The sequence below is a fragment of the Formosa sp. A9 genome (assembly GCF_051200825.1).
GTDB lineage: Bacteria > Bacteroidota > Bacteroidia > Flavobacteriales > Flavobacteriaceae > Formosa.
The window spans coordinates 2,436,329-2,453,446 of the sequence record NZ_CP195158.1; the positions used below are offsets into that span (position 1 = coordinate 2,436,329).

The window sequence follows — 17,118 nt, forward strand, 5'->3', positions numbered from 1 at the left end:
CGACAGAGGGAGGGACGACCGACGAGAAATCCCATAATTATGAGATTCCTCCTCGTTCCTCGTTCGGAATGACAAATTGCTACTTTTCATACTACCAATCATCCGTTCTAAACGATGACATTGGCAAACCACCTGTGCTAAAAATTTCAGCTTTTACAAAATCTTTAAATAAATAACGAACGGCAACTGGTTTCTCCACTTGGGGAGCAGAAAGCACTACTGATTTTCTTCGTAACTGAACCTGTGCCGGATAAAACACTTTGTTTTCTCCCGCAATTTCAAAACCAGTCACTTCTTTATCGTAAGCTGTAATACCGTTAGGTACATTGTTAAACGATACCGTAACCGTGCTTCCTTTTATTTCCATGGCGTTAAATTCTGGACTTTCGTATTCAAAACCTTCAAATCCATAAGTTTTTACCAAAGCTTGATACGCTAAACGTTCACCTCCTTTTTGCTTATCGGCAGGATGAATATTTCCAAATTCACCCACATCCAACAACACCGCCATTCCTGAATTTTCAATAGTTTTTGAAGCTTTTAATTGTGCCTCTCTTAAATAAGCTGAATTGTATGCTTCTTTATTATCGTTCGGATGAAAACGTGCATAATCAAACGGGGCAATTTGAGCAAAGTAAAACGGGAAATCACCTTGATTCCATAATGTTCGCCACGAAGTCACCATTTTTTTGAATAAGTCTTTATACTGAAACGGACGTTCGTAATTAGATTCTCCTTGGTACCAAATAGCACCTTTGATTCCGTAACCAATGACAGGCGATAACATACCGTTGAATAAGGTTGTCGGCACTCGGTTTGGATTGCTTTTTAAATCGGATTCTTTTTTTGGTAATTCCAAAGCCAAATCAAAATCTTTCAACATTTCTTCATTCATCCAAGCCTCCACATTAGAACCTCCATACGACACGTGAATTAAACCTACAGGTACTTGTAACACCTCTTGCAATAACGAACCAAAATACCAAGCCGTCGCACTAAAATTACCCGTCGTTTTTGGCGATGCTACTTCCCATTGTCCTTCAAAATCACTTTTCGGCTCTAACACCGTAGTTCTTGGAACAGTAATAAAATGAATGTTTTTATTTTGTGAACGCACTATCGCTTCGTTACCTCCTTTTACGGGTTGACCAGGAAAGCCCTTTAAAGGCATTTCCATATTGGACTGACCAGAACACAACCAAACTTCACCTATCAACACATTATTTATTGTTTTAATTTCAGTTCCATTAGAAACCATAATCATATAAGGCCCTCCTGATTTTGGGGTTTGTATGTTGGTTTTCCACTGTCCCTGTTTATCGGTTTTCACCTCATAACTTTTAGCATCCCATGATGTAGAAATAGTGATGACTTCATTTTTTTCTGCCCATCCCCAAATAGGCGTTTCCATGTTTTGTTGCAACAACATATTGTCGCTAAACAAAGCTGGTAATTTAATTTCGGCATGTAAACTCAATATACTAAAGGCACATACTATAACTAATGCTATTCTATTTTTCATTCGTCTTCTTTTTAATTTGAATACTTCCTAAAAGTCCAGATTTTACCATCATACTGTCGTCCAGTCTAAACGGAGCGGTTGTCCAAGTCAATCGTTGGTCTTTAGGTAATTTTTCATCACCTATCAAGCGATTTGCCCAAGTGTTCGTGACTTTTATCTCTATATTGTTTTCCCCTTGTTTTATCGCTTCGGAAATGTTTACATGATACGGATACGTCCAAACCACACCACAATTTTTTCCGTTTACCATCACTTCTGCGATACAATTCACTTCCTCAAAATCGAGATATAAATTGTTGGTTTTATCTGAATTCCATTCTATTATTTTGGAATAACTCACTGTTCCAGAATAGTATTTTATACTATCATTTTCTGAAGTCGTCCAATCAAAAAGTGTATTGATTTCCATTGCTTTTGAAGGGCCGTGAAATTCAGGATCAAACTGAAGTATCCAATTTTCATCCAATACTTTTTCCGTTTTATAAGATGACCAGTTGATGTTTCCTGTTGATGATTTTTTATCTGTTTTATCTTTAAAAATGATGAAATAAGCCTCGTTTGGTAAAAACTGTAACGGAATAATGGTTCGTCCGTTTTCTATTTTCCAATTTTCTAAAATCGTAGTTTCATTTGAAATAGGATGATACAACACAGGTTGTTTTCCTTCAACTCTAAACGATATTTCCAATGTTCGTTTCTCCTCTTTTTGATTGGATAAAAAGTAAATACCTTCACCGGAAGATTCACGTTGAGTCCAAGCTATAGCTTCATCAACCAACACATTTGGTTCTAAACCTAAGTCTGAAAAACTCGCTCCTAAATAAGGTAATTGAATCACTTTTCCTTTGCCCAACATCCATTGCTTTTTATTTGTTTCAGACCATAATTCATCAACCAACTGTTTCCATTTGAATTTATCTGTTTTTAAATTGGCCATATCGGTTGGTTTTTCACCCACAAAAATGGTAGCACCAGTTTTTACCAAATCCACCATTTTTTCGGCCACTTCCAAGGATAAAATATTGGTTGGCATCATTTTTCTAGCATCTGGAAACACCAAAAAATTGTAAGCTAACGCATCCTTAAACACCACTTTTCCGTCTTTTACTTCGGCATTCAATAGTACATCGCTGTTAAACGAATCGTATTTATAGCCATTTAAAGCGTTTACCCATTGTGATAAATCGGTGCTGTTTTTAGTGTATTTTACTTCCTTTGGCATTCTTGCCGATGGTTGTCCTTCATTCGCTAATCGAACTTTTTCTGAAGCGATACGCTCTGCTCCAAAAACATTCGGCATAAAAGGTACTAACCGATCTGGCAACACCGAACGCGATGGAATTTCCTCGCCTGTAAATACTGCGAAATCTATCACCGGTTTTCCTTTTTGTAATTGAAACTGAACGTTTTTACAATACTCAAAAAATGCACTTCCAGGTTTCCACCAAGTTTGGTCACGTTGAAAAAACGTCCCAATCGGGTCTAAGGTCATCCCTGGTTTTCTATCCAACCACGGATTGTGCATAAACACATGATAGAAAAAGCGGTTAATTCCCAAGGCATAGTTTCTATCGGCCATGGTTTTTAAATTCCCTGGATGCTCGTCCCAATCCATTCTAAGTTGCGTAAATGCTTCGGCTTGAATAATATCACGACCATAAATATGTCCGCCATTAATGGCATCTAACATGTCGTTGGGTTTATCGTGCGTAGGACTTCTAAACCAAAATTCACCACTCGGATAATCAACATATTTAAAATGCAACAAACCATCGCTCGTCATGGTTGGAGCTACATTTTCGGTGCTGAATTTCACCCCTGTTCTTATTGCTTCTTCTTTTAAGGTCCCAAAGAAATTTTCAGCTGTTAATTCGGTAATGGTTTTACGAATATCGTATAAAATTTGTTCTGATTTTTCAGCAGAATCCAACGGAATCCCAGCCATTACAGGCAGATAGTCCACAATATCGTAACCGTGTTTTTCTTTAAAAGCTTCTCGAAAAACGGGCGACCAATTTTGGCTTCCACATTCCCAACTGTCCATGTGTAAAATCTCCACCACTTTACTCGCCAAATCTTCTCCTGCCACACGTCGCATTTCACCGTACCAATGGTCTAACTGAAAACGTACTGCCTCGGCATTAAATTTATCAACTTCCAAACCTCGACCGCCACCTGCTGTAGCATTTTCGTGACCTGTAGAGGTGTGACCAAAACGCATTATTCGCCAATTACCTTCTGGAGCTTCCCAGTTTAAAACACCGTTTTCATCAACAAATTGAGAAACATTCACCATTTGTTCAGTATTTACACAATCAGAATTTGGAATTTGTTCTGCATTATTTCTTGAACTAATTCTCCAAACAGCACCTGATTTTCCTTGATAATTATCGATTAAAGGCTCTTCAGAAAGGATGATTTTAGTAACTTTTAAATAAGAATTCCATTTTGCCATATCCAAATCTTCGGCTCCCGGTTCCGAACCTTCAGGATTGTAAACAAATCGGAAATATTTTGCTTTCGCGGAAAGACTGTGCGTATAAAAAGCATCGGTATCTTGCCAACCCGAACGCGGGGTTTCTAATCGTCCTAAACTTTTAAAGTTTTTACCATCATCACTCACTTCAATTAATAAACGGTGAGCTTGATAATTATTTCCTTGAGTTTCAATTTGAATGGATTTACAATCAAAAACTTCACTAAATTCATACTGAATATAACCTGCTTCTCGCATTCTGAATTGTGTGCTTTCTGTAGAATCATCCTTTAAAAAATCAGCATTTTCAAGGTTTGAAGTAGTCACTTTTAACTGCACTTCTACTGAAGTTTTAAACGCTTTTTCGACAGGAATTGCAAAAGTTGCAATGTCCTTATAATAATCTTTATAATGCTTTGGAACTGGTAATTTTAAGTTTTTTAAAGCAGAGGCATTCACTACAGTATCTGTCCAAACTACTTTTTGCATGGACATTTCTGGAGTAATCCATGGTCCGCCAGCTACTGCAAAACCATCCGCAGGATGAAACGCTATTTTTACACCCAATCGGTCGGCTTCCTGCAATGCCCAACGCACCAGCTCCCAGAATTCTTTACTTAATTGAATCACTGGCGGATTCATTAAAGGTTCGTCTCCCGGTCCTTTTATGGTCATTAAATACGCACCACGAATGCCAGCTTGTTTCATAGCTTCCAAATCGGCTGTAATCCCTTCTTTAGAGTAGGCACTTTTCATCCAATACCAATACACCCATGGTTTTGCTGAATCTTCGGTCGGTTGAAAAAAAGTTGCTGATTCTTGCGATTTTTCTTTACATGATAAAACTGCAAAAAACACCAAAAGAATAGCGATATGCTTGAACTTAAAACGCATTAATACTTAAATTTTTCTAAAGTTTTTTCTAATCCTGATTGGCTCGATTGAAACGGTGTGATGTAAAAACTATACTCGTGATTTTTAGACGGAATTTGATATTTTTCCATCGGGGCACCAACGGGTGACCAACTATCGTTACCACCAATTCCCATTTGAATCAAATCGATATTTAAAGTTAAATATCCCGATTCTTTTAAATCGTAAGTATGTTTAGCTTCATTGATGTTGTCTTCAGTATACGGCCAAACACTCATACTCAAAGGTTGATTCCCGACTACCAAAATCCCTTTATTTTTCGTTTTAGTAGTACTTGCCAACCAACGTACTTCGGTGCGATTTCCATTTTCTTGTGGCATAACGTAAGGCTCCATAAAATCATCTAAAGACAAACTGTAGCTCTCTATCTGGAAACCAAAACTTCTATCGATATAATTTTCCAACTCGCCTTTTCCGTACCAAGAAATTTGTCTAAAATCGTCTTTGATTCCCATCTGCATGCCAATTTTTGGAATGTTTGGCAACTCAGTTGAAGCCTTTAATTGGTAATCAACTTTTATAACTCCATCAGGTTTCACATGGTAAGTAATGTTAACACTCGCACTGTCTTTTATCATTTCGTATTTTGAAACAATCACCACATCATTTTCTGAACTTTCACTGCTTATAGAAATCAGTTTTGGTTCATTATCATACCATTGTTTTAGATTTTTATGAGGTTTCCAACCCTTACGGTCGTTATCAGTTAATGGACGTGTAAAGCTTGGTAACAACGGAGTAAATACTTGTTCTTCACCCTTAAAAACAACCGAATTTAACGCTCCATTTTCTTTATTAAATGTGATATTAAAATGCTCTCCGTTTACTTGATAATCAGCACTTGACTCTACCACTTTTAATCTATTTTTTGATTTTGAAGTGTACTCAAACACTTCCTTTTTATTTACTAAAAACTGGTCGGTAGCCACCACAAAACCTTTGTTTGCCCATGGTTTATCTTCAGATAATTGAAATTCAATATTTAAGAAATACTCCGCATCCGATGACATTTTAGGAAGATACTTTTGAATGTCAATAGCCGTTTCATCTCCTGCTTTAATATTCAAAGGTTTTAACTCGTATGATTTCTTAACCTTTCCGTTTTCTAAAATTGTAATCACAGGAACATAAACCGATAAAGACTGTGTTGCCTGACGGTTCTTAATGGTTAATTGATTACCATTTAAAAATGATGTTGCTGGTTGATACACCCATTTGTTTTCGTACATGGCTGCTTTTGGTCGTCCATCGGAAGCTACGATTCCGTTGATGCAAAAATTCCCATCATGACGAACTTCGCCAAAATCACCACCATAAGCAAAATAAGCTTTTTGAATATCCTTATTTATAACCGCTATACCTTGGTCTTTATAATCCCAAATGCAACCACCAATCATTCGAGGTAACCTTCTGAATTCATCCCAAAACTCTTTCATGTTTCCTGTAGAATTCCCCATAGAATGCGAATATTCCACGAACAAAATAGGTCGTGTATCAGCTTTATTATCTAACAAAAATTGGGGTGTGAACACTCCTGGATAAAAACGACTTACCATATCGACATAAGGCTCGTCCTGCGGATTTTCAAAACGATGCGAATGGTCTCCTGTTGAGGGATATCTTGGGTCGCGTTCATCAATATAACCGTCTAACCTCGGATTCCCTTGTGCAGGTTCGTAATGAATGGGTCTGGTAATGTCAAAATCGCGAGTCCAACTTGCCATCGCTGCATGATTTGGACCTTTGCCCGACTCATTCCCCAAACTCCACATAATTACACTTGGGTGATTTTTATCGCGTTCTACCATTCGGGTCATGCGTTCCACATAAGCATGAGTCCAACTTGGATTATTGCTTAACATTCCACCAATACCATGAGTTTCTAAATTGGCTTCGTCCATTACCATAATACCGTATTCATCACATAAATCGTAGAAATACGGGTCATTAGGATAATGACTCGTTCTGATGGTATTAAAATTGAATTGCTTGATGGTTTTTACATCTTGCTCAATATCTTCGCGTGTTAAGGCTTTTCCACGAACCGGATGATGGTCGTGACGATTCACGCCATAAATATATGTTTTCTTTCCGTTGATTAACAACTTACCGTTTTCCTTTGAAAACTCGATAGCACGGAAACCAACCTTACAAGATTTGACTTCGGAAATAGTACCGTTTTCATCTTTTAAAGTCATCACCAAAGTGTAAAGATTCGGTTCTTCGGAACTCCATTTTTTGGGATTTTCAATCTTTTTTTCGAAGAAACCAAAACGCACATTGTCCAATCTTGGGTAACTTTCGTTTACAATAGCTTTGGCTAAAGTATCAATAGGTTTTTCAAAAAGTGCTTCGTTTTTATCGTTGTAAATTTGATATTCAAAAGAGGCGTTTCTGATGGTATCACCTGTTAAATTTTCCAATTCTGGACGTAATTGAAACACTGCATCTTTGTATTCTTTATCCAATTTGGTTTGATAGAAAAAGTCTTGAATACGCAATTTAGGTTCGGCCATTACAAAAACTTCACGCTGAATTCCGCTCAACCTCCAATGGTCTTGATCTTCCAAATACACCCCATCGCTGTAACGCATCACTTGTACCGACAACACATTTTCACCTTCCTTTACATACGGAGAAATATTAAACTCCGAAGGCAAACAACTATCTTCTCCATAGCCTAAAAACTCACCATTGATCCATACTTGAAAAGCTGAACTTACCCCTCCAAAATGAAGCGTTACCGTCATATCTTTGTTCCATTCTTTCGGAATTTTGAACTTCGTTTGATACGAGCCAATGCCATTAGTATCTTTTGGTACAAAAGGCGGATTGATTGGTCGGAACGGATACACCGCACTTTTATAGATAGGGATATCGTAGCCATTTAACTCCCAATTGGATGGTACCTCAATTTTATCCCAAGCTTGAACTTCGGTTTTATAAAAATCTTTAGGCGCTTCATTTAAGTTTACCGAATATTTAAAATCCCATTCGCCATTTAATGACAAAAAACGGCTCTTTTCTCGGTTGCCTTCCAAGGCATCCGCTACGGTTTTATAGGAATAAGATGTTGCTCTAGAAGGTTGCCTGTTTACACTGGTGACTAAAGGATTTTCCCAAGGTGTGTAACTATATTTTTTTACTGGTTCAGGAATTCCTGCGGGCTCGTTAGTAACCGTTTGTGCTTGAGCAAACCAAATGCTACTTATTAAAAATAATATGAAACTAATGTTTTTATTCATCAATCTATTTTAAAATATTCAGTTGTTGTCATGCTGAACTGGTTTCGGCATCTCATAATTTGTGACCTATTGCGATGGACCCTGAAATAACACTTCGACTTCGCTCAGTGACAATTCAGGGCAACAATCATTTTTTTTCTTCATCTTCAGGTGGTGCCACAAAATGCAAATCGCTTTTTCCTATATCTTTTGATGTTGCCAAGGCAATACCACGCTGTCCTGCCTTATTCACCGCGCAATAATAATGATACACCATACCGTTGTGTTTTACCACAAACGATTTATGAGCAAATTGAGCATCGTAAGGTTCAGAAGATTCAATTAAATTATCGCCTTCCCAATCTTTCCAGTGGATTAAATCGTTGGAAACGGAAAAACGGTTAAATGCTCCCTGATCCCAACCTGTCCAAAACGCTCCAAAATAGAACATCACCCAAGTATCGTTAATACGTTGAATGTAGGCATCGCCAGAAATTCCTCTATGATGATTGATTAATGGTGCATCACCATAACGCTTCCAGTTTTTCATGTCGTTAGAAACCGCCATAGCAATACGCTCCGCTCCTTTGGCTGGATTGATACTATCGCCACGCGCGTTGTAATACATGATGAATTCGTGACCTGTTTCTTTTTCCACATCGCGAATTACCGAACTCTTGTACATGGTGCTATTGTCCCACCATTTTGCTTTATCGTCATTGGGACGTAAAACAGGTTCAGGCAAACGTTTAAACTCTTTGGGTTTGGTTGGCAATTCATCTGTATAAGCCATTCCCATAGATAAAATCCCTGCTTCGTACCCTGTAGTATTTCCACCAAAATAACTCATCCAATATTTATCATCATAAGTATTCCACTCATAAGAACCGCCCCAAGTGGGATCTTGCAACGCAATGTATCCCGCTTTTTGATTCACATCCCATTCCGTAGTATCTTTTGAGAACGACATCACTTTTCCTAAGTGATTCCAATGTAATAAATCATCACTTTCTGCCAACCATGTTTCGTAACCACGACCTTCAAAAATTAAATACGTCATATACCATTTACCATCTTTTTTAAAGATACTCGGACAGTCCATCTTATAGGAATTGTCAGTTGGCACCATCACCATGCCGTATTTGTAAGGTGTTTTTATTTCTTCGTAGATTTCTTGCATTACGGCATCGGTAATTTCTCGTTTTTTCATTTTTGAAGAACAAGATGCGATCGCAACAAATACCAAACACGTTAATGTAATTTGAAGAATATGTTTTGTTTTCATGGGTTGATGTTATTTTTAATATCTAATGATTGTTTTATGTCATTCCGAATTTATTTCGGAATCCCATAATACTGGAGGTCACAAATTAAATGCGAACCTGAAACAAGTTCAGGTTGACGAACTCCATATAGAATCAACTTATTTTTTAAACTTTAAGTACACCGATCTTTTTTGCAATCCGCTTAACCATTTTGGTTGCGATGAAGGCCCCACTAAATCAGTAGCATTCACTTTATTTCTTGCTGGTGGAATTACATCTAACACTGCAATTCCTGTACTTGGAATAGTATATAACAATGCATCGCGACCATCACGTGGAGAATACACCCCTAAATAAGTATCTGTACCTTTATTTTCGATGTAAATATTTCCTTCTTCCGTGGTAAATTCAGCCCATTGCCAATTGTTAAAATACCCTTTAAACTCAGGATAATTGAACGACTCTCCCGGAATTGGATCATTATAATCGTTTTCCCAAATATCTAACGTAGTTCCTTTAATTCGGTTTTGCCACACACGGTAAGGCCCATCTCCTAACCATTTTTTAGCTTTCATTTTTTCCTCAGGATAATCGAAATACACACCAGCTAAATCGACTACTCCATTGTACTCGTATTCGTAATCTAACTGAATTAAACCGTCAGCATTCATCGTCCAAACCACTTTTTGAAGAATTCCATGGTAGTTGACTTCTACTACTACATGTCCATCTACTTCTTTGGCTGAAATATTTAATAAATTTTCTGAACAATTCACCTCTTCATCCCAGCAAGCAAATTCTTTATAAATACGATCTTCTCCTTTTAAGAACTTTGGATCGATGGTTCCATCCAGAGTTCTATCACCTCTACGAGCCATGATTATTTTAGGTCCATTAGCCAAACTGATGGTATTTCCTTTTTGTTGCACTTCTACTAATTTCCCAGAAGATTTATCGATTTTCACGGTAGTCCCAGCAGCAGACAAGGTATAAAAAGAAGCAGTTTCGCTTAAATTAGCTTTTCCTTTTACTATTGGTTTTTCATCCATTTGTTTGTCCCAAGTAAAATCCCAAGTCCACAATTCTTTTCCGTTTTTGTTGATGGCTTTTACATACAACACATCAGCATCTTTCCAATTGCTAGGTAGATTTAATTGTAAATTTCCTTTTCCGTGTGGTTGAATATTTGGTGCTTTTACCGAAGCTTTTTTTAATGTCTTTCGGTTCGATTTTCCATTTAATGGCGAATTAAATTTCACCAACTCATACTCAAAAGTACAGGTATTGGTATTGGTAAAATCGTAACGATTTTCTAGTGTAAATGTTCCGTTAAAATCAGCAGCTAATTCTGGTTTTTCCATAATCATTACAGGAGACCATACTTCTTTTACGGTGAAAAAACTTCCCTCTTTTTCGTGATGTGGCCCTACAATTCCATCGGCTCCATAATTCCCTTGGTTGTCTATTCTTCCATTTTGATCGGTACGAGCAATTCCCTCATCGGCAAATACCCAAAGATAACCTCCACCACTTCTAGGATGTTTACGCATGACTTCCCAATAATCATCAAAACCAGCACCGTGACCACCATCGTACAATCCGTGAAGATATTCTGTAGGCATAAAAATATTGTCATCTCTGAAATATTCTAAAGTCTCTCCATACGAACGATAATGCATGGTTTCTACACCGTTATGTTCCTGTTGTGGATGCAAAACAGGTCGTTTTTGTAAATCCCAAACATCAAACTGATTGTCTAAATTGGTATTCCAACCACCTTCGTTTCCATTAGACCAAAAAATAATACTCGGATGGTTTAAATCTCGCGTAACCATTTCTTTTACTAACTTTTTACCCACAGCATCATCGTAATGTCCATGCCATCCACCCAATTCATCCATCACATACAAACCTAACTCATCACAAGCTTGTAAAAACTCTGGATCTGGAGGATAATGTGATAAACGCACTGCATTCATATTCATCTCTTTAATCAAACGTACATCGGCATAATTCAATTCTTTATTTAAAGTTCTTCCCGATTCTGGCCAGAAACTATGACGATTGACACCTTTCATCAACACACGTTGCCCGTTTACATAAATTCCATCACCTTTACGAATTTCAATGGTTCTAAAACCAATGGTTTCGGTAAGTTGATGTACTACTTTTCCGTTTTCTAACAACTTGATTTCTGCTGTATATAAATTTGGAGTTTCCGCAGTCCATTGCTTGATATTTTTAAATTGACCAGACACGTGAATTTTATCGGCTCCGTTTACTCCACTGCTTTTCATTTTAGACCCCACACGTTTTCCGTTGGCATCTAAAACCGTAATTTCTACATCCGTATTTTTTGCTCCGCTTCCTAAAAATATATTTGCTTCAAAAGTACCATCGGCCTCTGCTTTTAAAGAAGTATAATCAATATGTATTGCTGGCAAAGCTTCTAGAAACACAGGGCGGAAAATTCCACCAAAATTCCAATAATCTGCTCTACGTTCTGCCAAGTTTACACTCGCATTTTTAGATTCTTTGCTCACGACTACATGCAACTCATTTTTCTTACCATACTTAAGCAAATCGGTAATTTCATACTTAAAACGATAAAAAGCTCCTTGATGCTCATCATCGCTGGTAGAACGTCCATTGATACGGACTTTGGTATCGGTCATAGCACCATCGAACACAATTTTAACACGTTTATTTTCCCATTCTTTAGGCACTTCAAAAGTGTATTTATATTCTCCTACCTCATCTGCAATTCCATCTGGGAAAGGTTTTCCATAAAAACGGATTCCATATTGATAGGTTCCAAAACCTTCTTGCTCCCAAACCGATGGCACATTGATGGTGCTCCATTCTCCACTTTTTCTACCATCAGAAACTTTAAATTTCCATTCTTTGGTATCTTGATATCCTTTACCTGATAAATATTGAATTTCGGTATTTTGCGCTACAGCGGAAAATCCGACTAGAGCTAACAAAAAAGATAATTTGCTAATAAAATTACTCATTATATAGAATTATAGTGCTTTGTATTTGATTGTATATGCGATGTTAGGATTAATAGTTAATCGATATTTATTGGCCTCAATCGATTGCATTTCTCCATAATTTGATACAGGTTGTGCTTCACTTTTTATAATTAAAATCCCCTCGCCTTCTGAAGCCTTCACATTAATTTCGTTTGGGGTAATGTGCAATTCAACTTTACCATTAGGTGTAGGCACTTTACCTTTCATCCATTCTAAGCCTCCTAAATTAGGCTTAATCTCGTATGTAGCATATCCTGGAGCGGTTGGTTCTACCCCTAAATAATACCTCCCGAAAAGATAAATTGGACTGGCACCCCAAGCGTGACATAAACTTTTTCCGTAAGGGCGACCATACATTTCTAAATGTTCTTCTCCTGTTTGCTTGGGATCGTATTTTTCCCAAAATGATGTGGCATCCAAATTTAGCATACCTCCCCAATAATCGCGAATTTCATTTAAAACAAATTCCTGTTCTCCCATAGCGCAAAGGGCTTCCAACTCGAAAAAGCGCATGTACGGCGTGGTAATTTCGAGAATATCATCATTCAGTAACACCTTTTCTTTTACACTTTGCTTTTGGTTTTCATTAAAATAATTAAAAAAGATACCGAACATATTGGCATAACGCGTTACCATTTTCTGAATCTCCCCATCAACACGTTGGTGCTTCATGACGTTTTCAGCTTCATCCCAGAATATGTCGAATAACTTTGTTTTTAAATCTTCGGCTAAATTTTTATATGCTTTATAATCTTCTGATTCTCCAGCTATTTCAGCACTTACCGCCATCGCTTCCAAACTTCTGACTAACAACATCTGCTCGAAACTTACTTCTCCCGTTTTTGGTAAGCCGTCTGCCCAATCGATAAACACCCAATCGCCTTCTAAAGGCTCCAAAAATCCGTTTTTATTTCGTCTTCCCAAACAGTATTCCATTAGGGATTTCATACGAGGATAATACGTTTTTATAAACTTCGTGTCGCCTGTGTACAGATAGTAATCGTAAACACCCACAAACCAATATAACGAATAATCCATAATGGTGTTAATGTGTGCCGTTACAGGCTCCTTCCCACGAAGGGCGACCAAAGTACGCTCGACAGATGGCGAATCGAAAAACAAGTAATAGTTCATTAAATAACTTTGGTAAGCATCGCCAGACCAGATCCAACGGTCGCGTTTAATACCATCTATAAAAAACTCCCTTGTCGTTAAATGCATGGTATATGCCGAAACATCCCAAATTTGATTCAATAGCTCATCGGAAGACGTAAAACTTCCGCGATAATCTAAAGGCAAATATTCGTAAAGCATCGAAATGGAATCGTACTCCAACGATGCATCTTTTTGCACTTGCACAAATCGAAAGGCTTTAGATCCTTTTAAAGTATAAATATTGTCTTGATTACCATCGAACTCTAAATTATCTAGAGTTTCGCACTTTTCGGTATCTAAAGCTTCTTCGCGAGATTCGCCGTAATATAAAGCGAGTTTTCCATGTCCTTTTAAACCATGAAATTGAATATAGCCGAAGGTTTCTTTACCAAAATCAATCAACTCCCCTTCATTAATTTTCTCTACATTTTTGGCTCTCCAAGGCTCGGTTGCCAATTGAAATTCTGAAGGTTTTTGGTCTGGCGTATTAAAATTCCACGAGCCAACAGATACCCAAGGTGTCCCCGATTGCTGTGCCGTTCCAGTTTCGTCTATCCAAAGTTTATCTTCGTTGGTTACCTTCCATGACGTATTGGATTGAATGTATTTGCCTTGAATAAAAATGGCTGGCAACACTTCCTGATTATAAACCTTAAAAGAAATTTTATGCTTGCCTGCCGGAATTTTTATAGACTTTGGCTGACCGTAAATTTGAATACCATCTATTAAGAGTTGAAAGGGTCCTTCGGAGTATATTTTTATATCATCGTCTTCAGGTATATCGACTTCGGTTTGGAAAGTTACTAACGGATACGGACTGTAATAGCGCCACAACGGCGGAAAAACAGCTTCGCGCTCGGTACGGCGCACTTGCATTTTATTACTTAACCATATTTCGAAATCACCAGGGTACCAAATCCAAGTTGGAGTAGTATCTGGTAAAAATGCGTTATCCATTTGTTTTAATTTTAGATTAAAGAATCAAAACTTATGGTTACCCGTTTTAAGTATTTTGAATCTTTAATACAATCATTTATAATTCTTTCATAAAGACGTTTTTTAAATATCGTCTCCATATCTTTCTTCTGTAATTTGTTCTAATGTTTTCCCTTGGGTTTTTGGCGTCCAAATTGTGCCTATTATTAATGCAACAATTAGTAAGCCTATCATAACATTGGCTGCGGTGTGAAAACCTTCGCCGTTTTCTCCGTATATAAATACAAATCCGAATCCCCATATTGCCGCTATAGCCCTAACCACAAAGAACATGATGCCTTGAGCTGCTGCACGATATTTAGCAGGAAAAAGCTCTGAAGCCCAGAGTGCATAAAAGGCTTGTACACTTATACCAGCATGCACACCCCAAAGAATGGTAAACGCCCATAAAGCAATATAATTTTTTATTCCTATAAAAATAAGAATACCCCAAGCAACAATACCTATGGTGGTACCAATAAAATATAACCAACGCTGATTTACTTTATCGACAAACATAGAAAAACCAAAATACGTTACCGCAATAATTATAAGCCATTGTATAGCCGAAACCATATTAGCTTCTTCGTTAGATAGTCCGCCAGCAGTTTCATAAATATGCTGCTGAAAAAAGCCCATAACAGAAGCAACCATATTCCATGTCACATAAATTCCTGCTAAAAAGAGCATGGTGCGAATATTAACCTTTTTAGTAAATAATGTACCAAACGAAGCAAACACACTAGGCTGTTTTTTAGTATCCTGTAATTTTTTGGCGGCTTCCCAGTCTTTCGACTCGTTAAGCTTTCGCTGAAGATTCCAAGCAATAAAAGCTACTATAAATAACGAACCAAAAATAAGGCGACTACTAAATACATTAACAGCTTCTACACTCGCGTTCTCACCAATAAAAATACCTGCCATATTTTTTACAAAACCAAACAAAACACCAGCAGAAGCATCATCCTTACCAGGCGCAAGCAACATGCCTAAAAGTAAAATAATGGTTGGACCAACACCCCATGCAAATTGAGAAATTCCCATGTTACGGCCACGATTACTAACTTCCGAATTTTCGGAAATGTAAGTCCACGACGCAGGCACACCCGCTCCTACCGAAATACCTGTAATTAAAAAACCAAGTAACAGCATCGGGAAATTTACCGTAAACATAATGATGGCTACACCTAGCATGTAGACTAACATATTGTAGGTGTAGATTTTTTTTCGCCCATAATTATCGGCAAGAAAACCACCTATAATAGCGCCTAAAGCAGCACCAAAAGCGTTAGCACTTATAGCATTAAGCCACCCCAAATTGCCTTCTGTTAACCCTAAATAATTTTGCCAAAGTGTTAACCCGCTGGCTCCAGCAACAATTGCTCCGGCATCGAGATAATTGGTAATCGATACTGCTATAGTACTTTTTAAGCTTCCTTTTTTGTGTTCCATTATTTCGCTATTCTTTTTTAGTGTGCTTCCACTTCATATCATTTTTCTAAAAACACCTCGCTACGCTATCTCTTTCTGTATATATTGTTCTTTTGAAATTTTGTGAAGTTGAAGATTTTATTAATTATTTGCATCCTGTACCCACCTGTTAAAAACGACAAATCGCTGAAAGTGAGAACGAATAATTTTCAATTAATTAAAGATTTTCAAATTCTCTTTTAGCAGCTTCCCAACAATCTTGTATAATATCTTTGTATAACAAAGCCTGCTGCCAACGGTCGCCTTCTTCCTGAGCTTTACTGGTTTCGTTAAAAAACGTTCTTTCATAAAAGATTTCAGCCTTCAACAATTCTATAGTAAAACAGATATAATCTCCAGGAATGGCCGATTTTAAAAATCCGATAAACGAGCGTTTCCACATTTCTTTAAAATGCTGTACATAACTTTCGTTTGCATCTTTAACATTTACCTGAATAGATCCTGGATTACCTATTCTACCATGCATAAAACGTACACGATCGAACACAGGCTGAATAAAATCCCATTTGTTTTCTATGCCGCCATATACCATTTCCTGACCCGTGTACCAATGCGAAAAATCGCCGTTAAAACGCACTTCTGGAAAACGTTTGGTTAGCTCAACGGTTCGGAACATGTCCTGAGTAATGGTCGCGCGATGGGTTTCGATGTAAATAGGAAAATCGTATGTTTTAGAGGTATTTAAAACGTAACTTACCAATTGATCTACTTCTGCATCCGATTCCATTCCCCACCCTAAATGAATACTCGCACAGTTATAATTTCCGTTTTTCCAGATGGGCATCAATGGATCTAAATCGCCAACCTTATTAATTCTGGCATGTGCTGTCAATTCTAAACCTAATGCCTTGCATAATTCGGGATTTCCATCCTGAATACCCTGAAAACCGGCCTGCGCTATAGCGTCATGTTTTACTTTATCGCTACCTGTTGGCCCTTCCGAAAAAGACGGCAAATCATCGCAGGTATTGTAATTTATATCTATACGCAAACTGGGCGCATTACTACTGCCATTGTTGGTATTTTTTATCATGTTCAA

General features: G+C 37.5%; 8 protein-coding genes. All 8 read right to left on the minus strand.

Annotated elements, in window-relative coordinates:
• Nucleotides 1-91: 91 nt before the first annotated feature.
• Complete coding sequence (locus ACR9EA_RS10850) at nucleotides 92-1,522, minus strand: sialate O-acetylesterase (protein ID WP_435132745.1); 1,431 nt, start codon at nucleotides 1,520-1,522, stop codon at nucleotides 92-94.
• Nucleotides 1,512-4,892: a glycosyl hydrolase gene (locus ACR9EA_RS10855; protein ID WP_435132746.1), complete on the minus strand. Its 3,381-nt coding sequence runs from the start codon at nucleotides 4,890-4,892 to the stop codon at nucleotides 1,512-1,514. The genes ACR9EA_RS10850 and ACR9EA_RS10855 overlap by 11 nt, the downstream gene beginning before the upstream one ends.
• Nucleotides 4,892-8,176, minus strand: a complete 3,285-nt coding sequence (locus tag ACR9EA_RS10860) for a glycoside hydrolase family 2 TIM barrel-domain containing protein (RefSeq protein WP_435132748.1) — start codon at nucleotides 8,174-8,176, stop codon at nucleotides 4,892-4,894. The genes ACR9EA_RS10855 and ACR9EA_RS10860 overlap by 1 nt, the downstream gene beginning before the upstream one ends.
• A gap of 127 nt (nucleotides 8,177-8,303) precedes the next feature.
• A complete protein-coding gene (locus ACR9EA_RS10865) occupies nucleotides 8,304-9,440 on the minus strand; it encodes a glycosylase (RefSeq protein ID WP_435132751.1) in 1,137 nt (378 codons plus the stop codon).
• A 138-nt stretch (nucleotides 9,441-9,578) separates the two neighbouring features.
• Entirely contained in the window at nucleotides 9,579-12,437 is a 2,859-nt protein-coding gene (locus tag ACR9EA_RS10870; protein WP_435132753.1) for a glycoside hydrolase family 2 TIM barrel-domain containing protein, read from the minus strand.
• Nucleotides 12,438-12,446: 9 nt separating this feature from the next.
• Complete coding sequence (locus ACR9EA_RS10875) at nucleotides 12,447-14,570, minus strand: alpha-rhamnosidase (RefSeq protein WP_435132756.1); 2,124 nt, start codon at nucleotides 14,568-14,570, stop codon at nucleotides 12,447-12,449.
• Nucleotides 14,571-14,672: 102 nt separating this feature from the next.
• Nucleotides 14,673-16,040 carry an MFS transporter gene (locus tag ACR9EA_RS10880; protein ID WP_435132758.1) on the minus strand — a complete coding sequence of 456 codons (1,368 nt, stop codon included), beginning with the start codon at nucleotides 16,038-16,040 and terminating at the stop codon, nucleotides 14,673-14,675.
• A gap of 196 nt (nucleotides 16,041-16,236) precedes the next feature.
• Nucleotides 16,237-17,112: a hypothetical protein gene (locus ACR9EA_RS10885; RefSeq protein WP_435132759.1), complete on the minus strand. Its 876-nt coding sequence runs from the start codon at nucleotides 17,110-17,112 to the stop codon at nucleotides 16,237-16,239.
• Nucleotides 17,113-17,118 lie beyond the last annotated feature (6 nt).

What these genes read in the sequence shown, in the direction of transcription:
- ACR9EA_RS10855 (WP_435132746.1), bottom strand. Translation starts at nt 4,892, where the DNA reads ATGCGTTTTAAGTTCAAGCATATCGCTATTCTTTTGGTGTTTTTTGCA.
- ACR9EA_RS10885 (WP_435132759.1), bottom strand. Translation starts at nt 17,112, where the DNA reads ATGATAAAAAATACCAACAATGGCAGTAGTAATGCGCCCAGTTTGCGT.
- ACR9EA_RS10865 (WP_435132751.1), bottom strand. Translation starts at nt 9,440, where the DNA reads ATGAAAACAAAACATATTCTTCAAATTACATTAACGTGTTTGGTATTT.
- ACR9EA_RS10860 (WP_435132748.1), bottom strand. Translation starts at nt 8,176, where the DNA reads ATGAATAAAAACATTAGTTTCATATTATTTTTAATAAGTAGCATTTGG.
- ACR9EA_RS10875 (WP_435132756.1), bottom strand. Translation starts at nt 14,570, where the DNA reads ATGGATAACGCATTTTTACCAGATACTACTCCAACTTGGATTTGGTAC.
- ACR9EA_RS10850 (WP_435132745.1), bottom strand. Translation starts at nt 1,522, where the DNA reads ATGAAAAATAGAATAGCATTAGTTATAGTATGTGCCTTTAGTATATTG.
- ACR9EA_RS10880 (WP_435132758.1), bottom strand. Translation starts at nt 16,040, where the DNA reads ATGGAACACAAAAAAGGAAGCTTAAAAAGTACTATAGCAGTATCGATT.
- ACR9EA_RS10870 (WP_435132753.1), bottom strand. Translation starts at nt 12,437, where the DNA reads ATGAGTAATTTTATTAGCAAATTATCTTTTTTGTTAGCTCTAGTCGGA.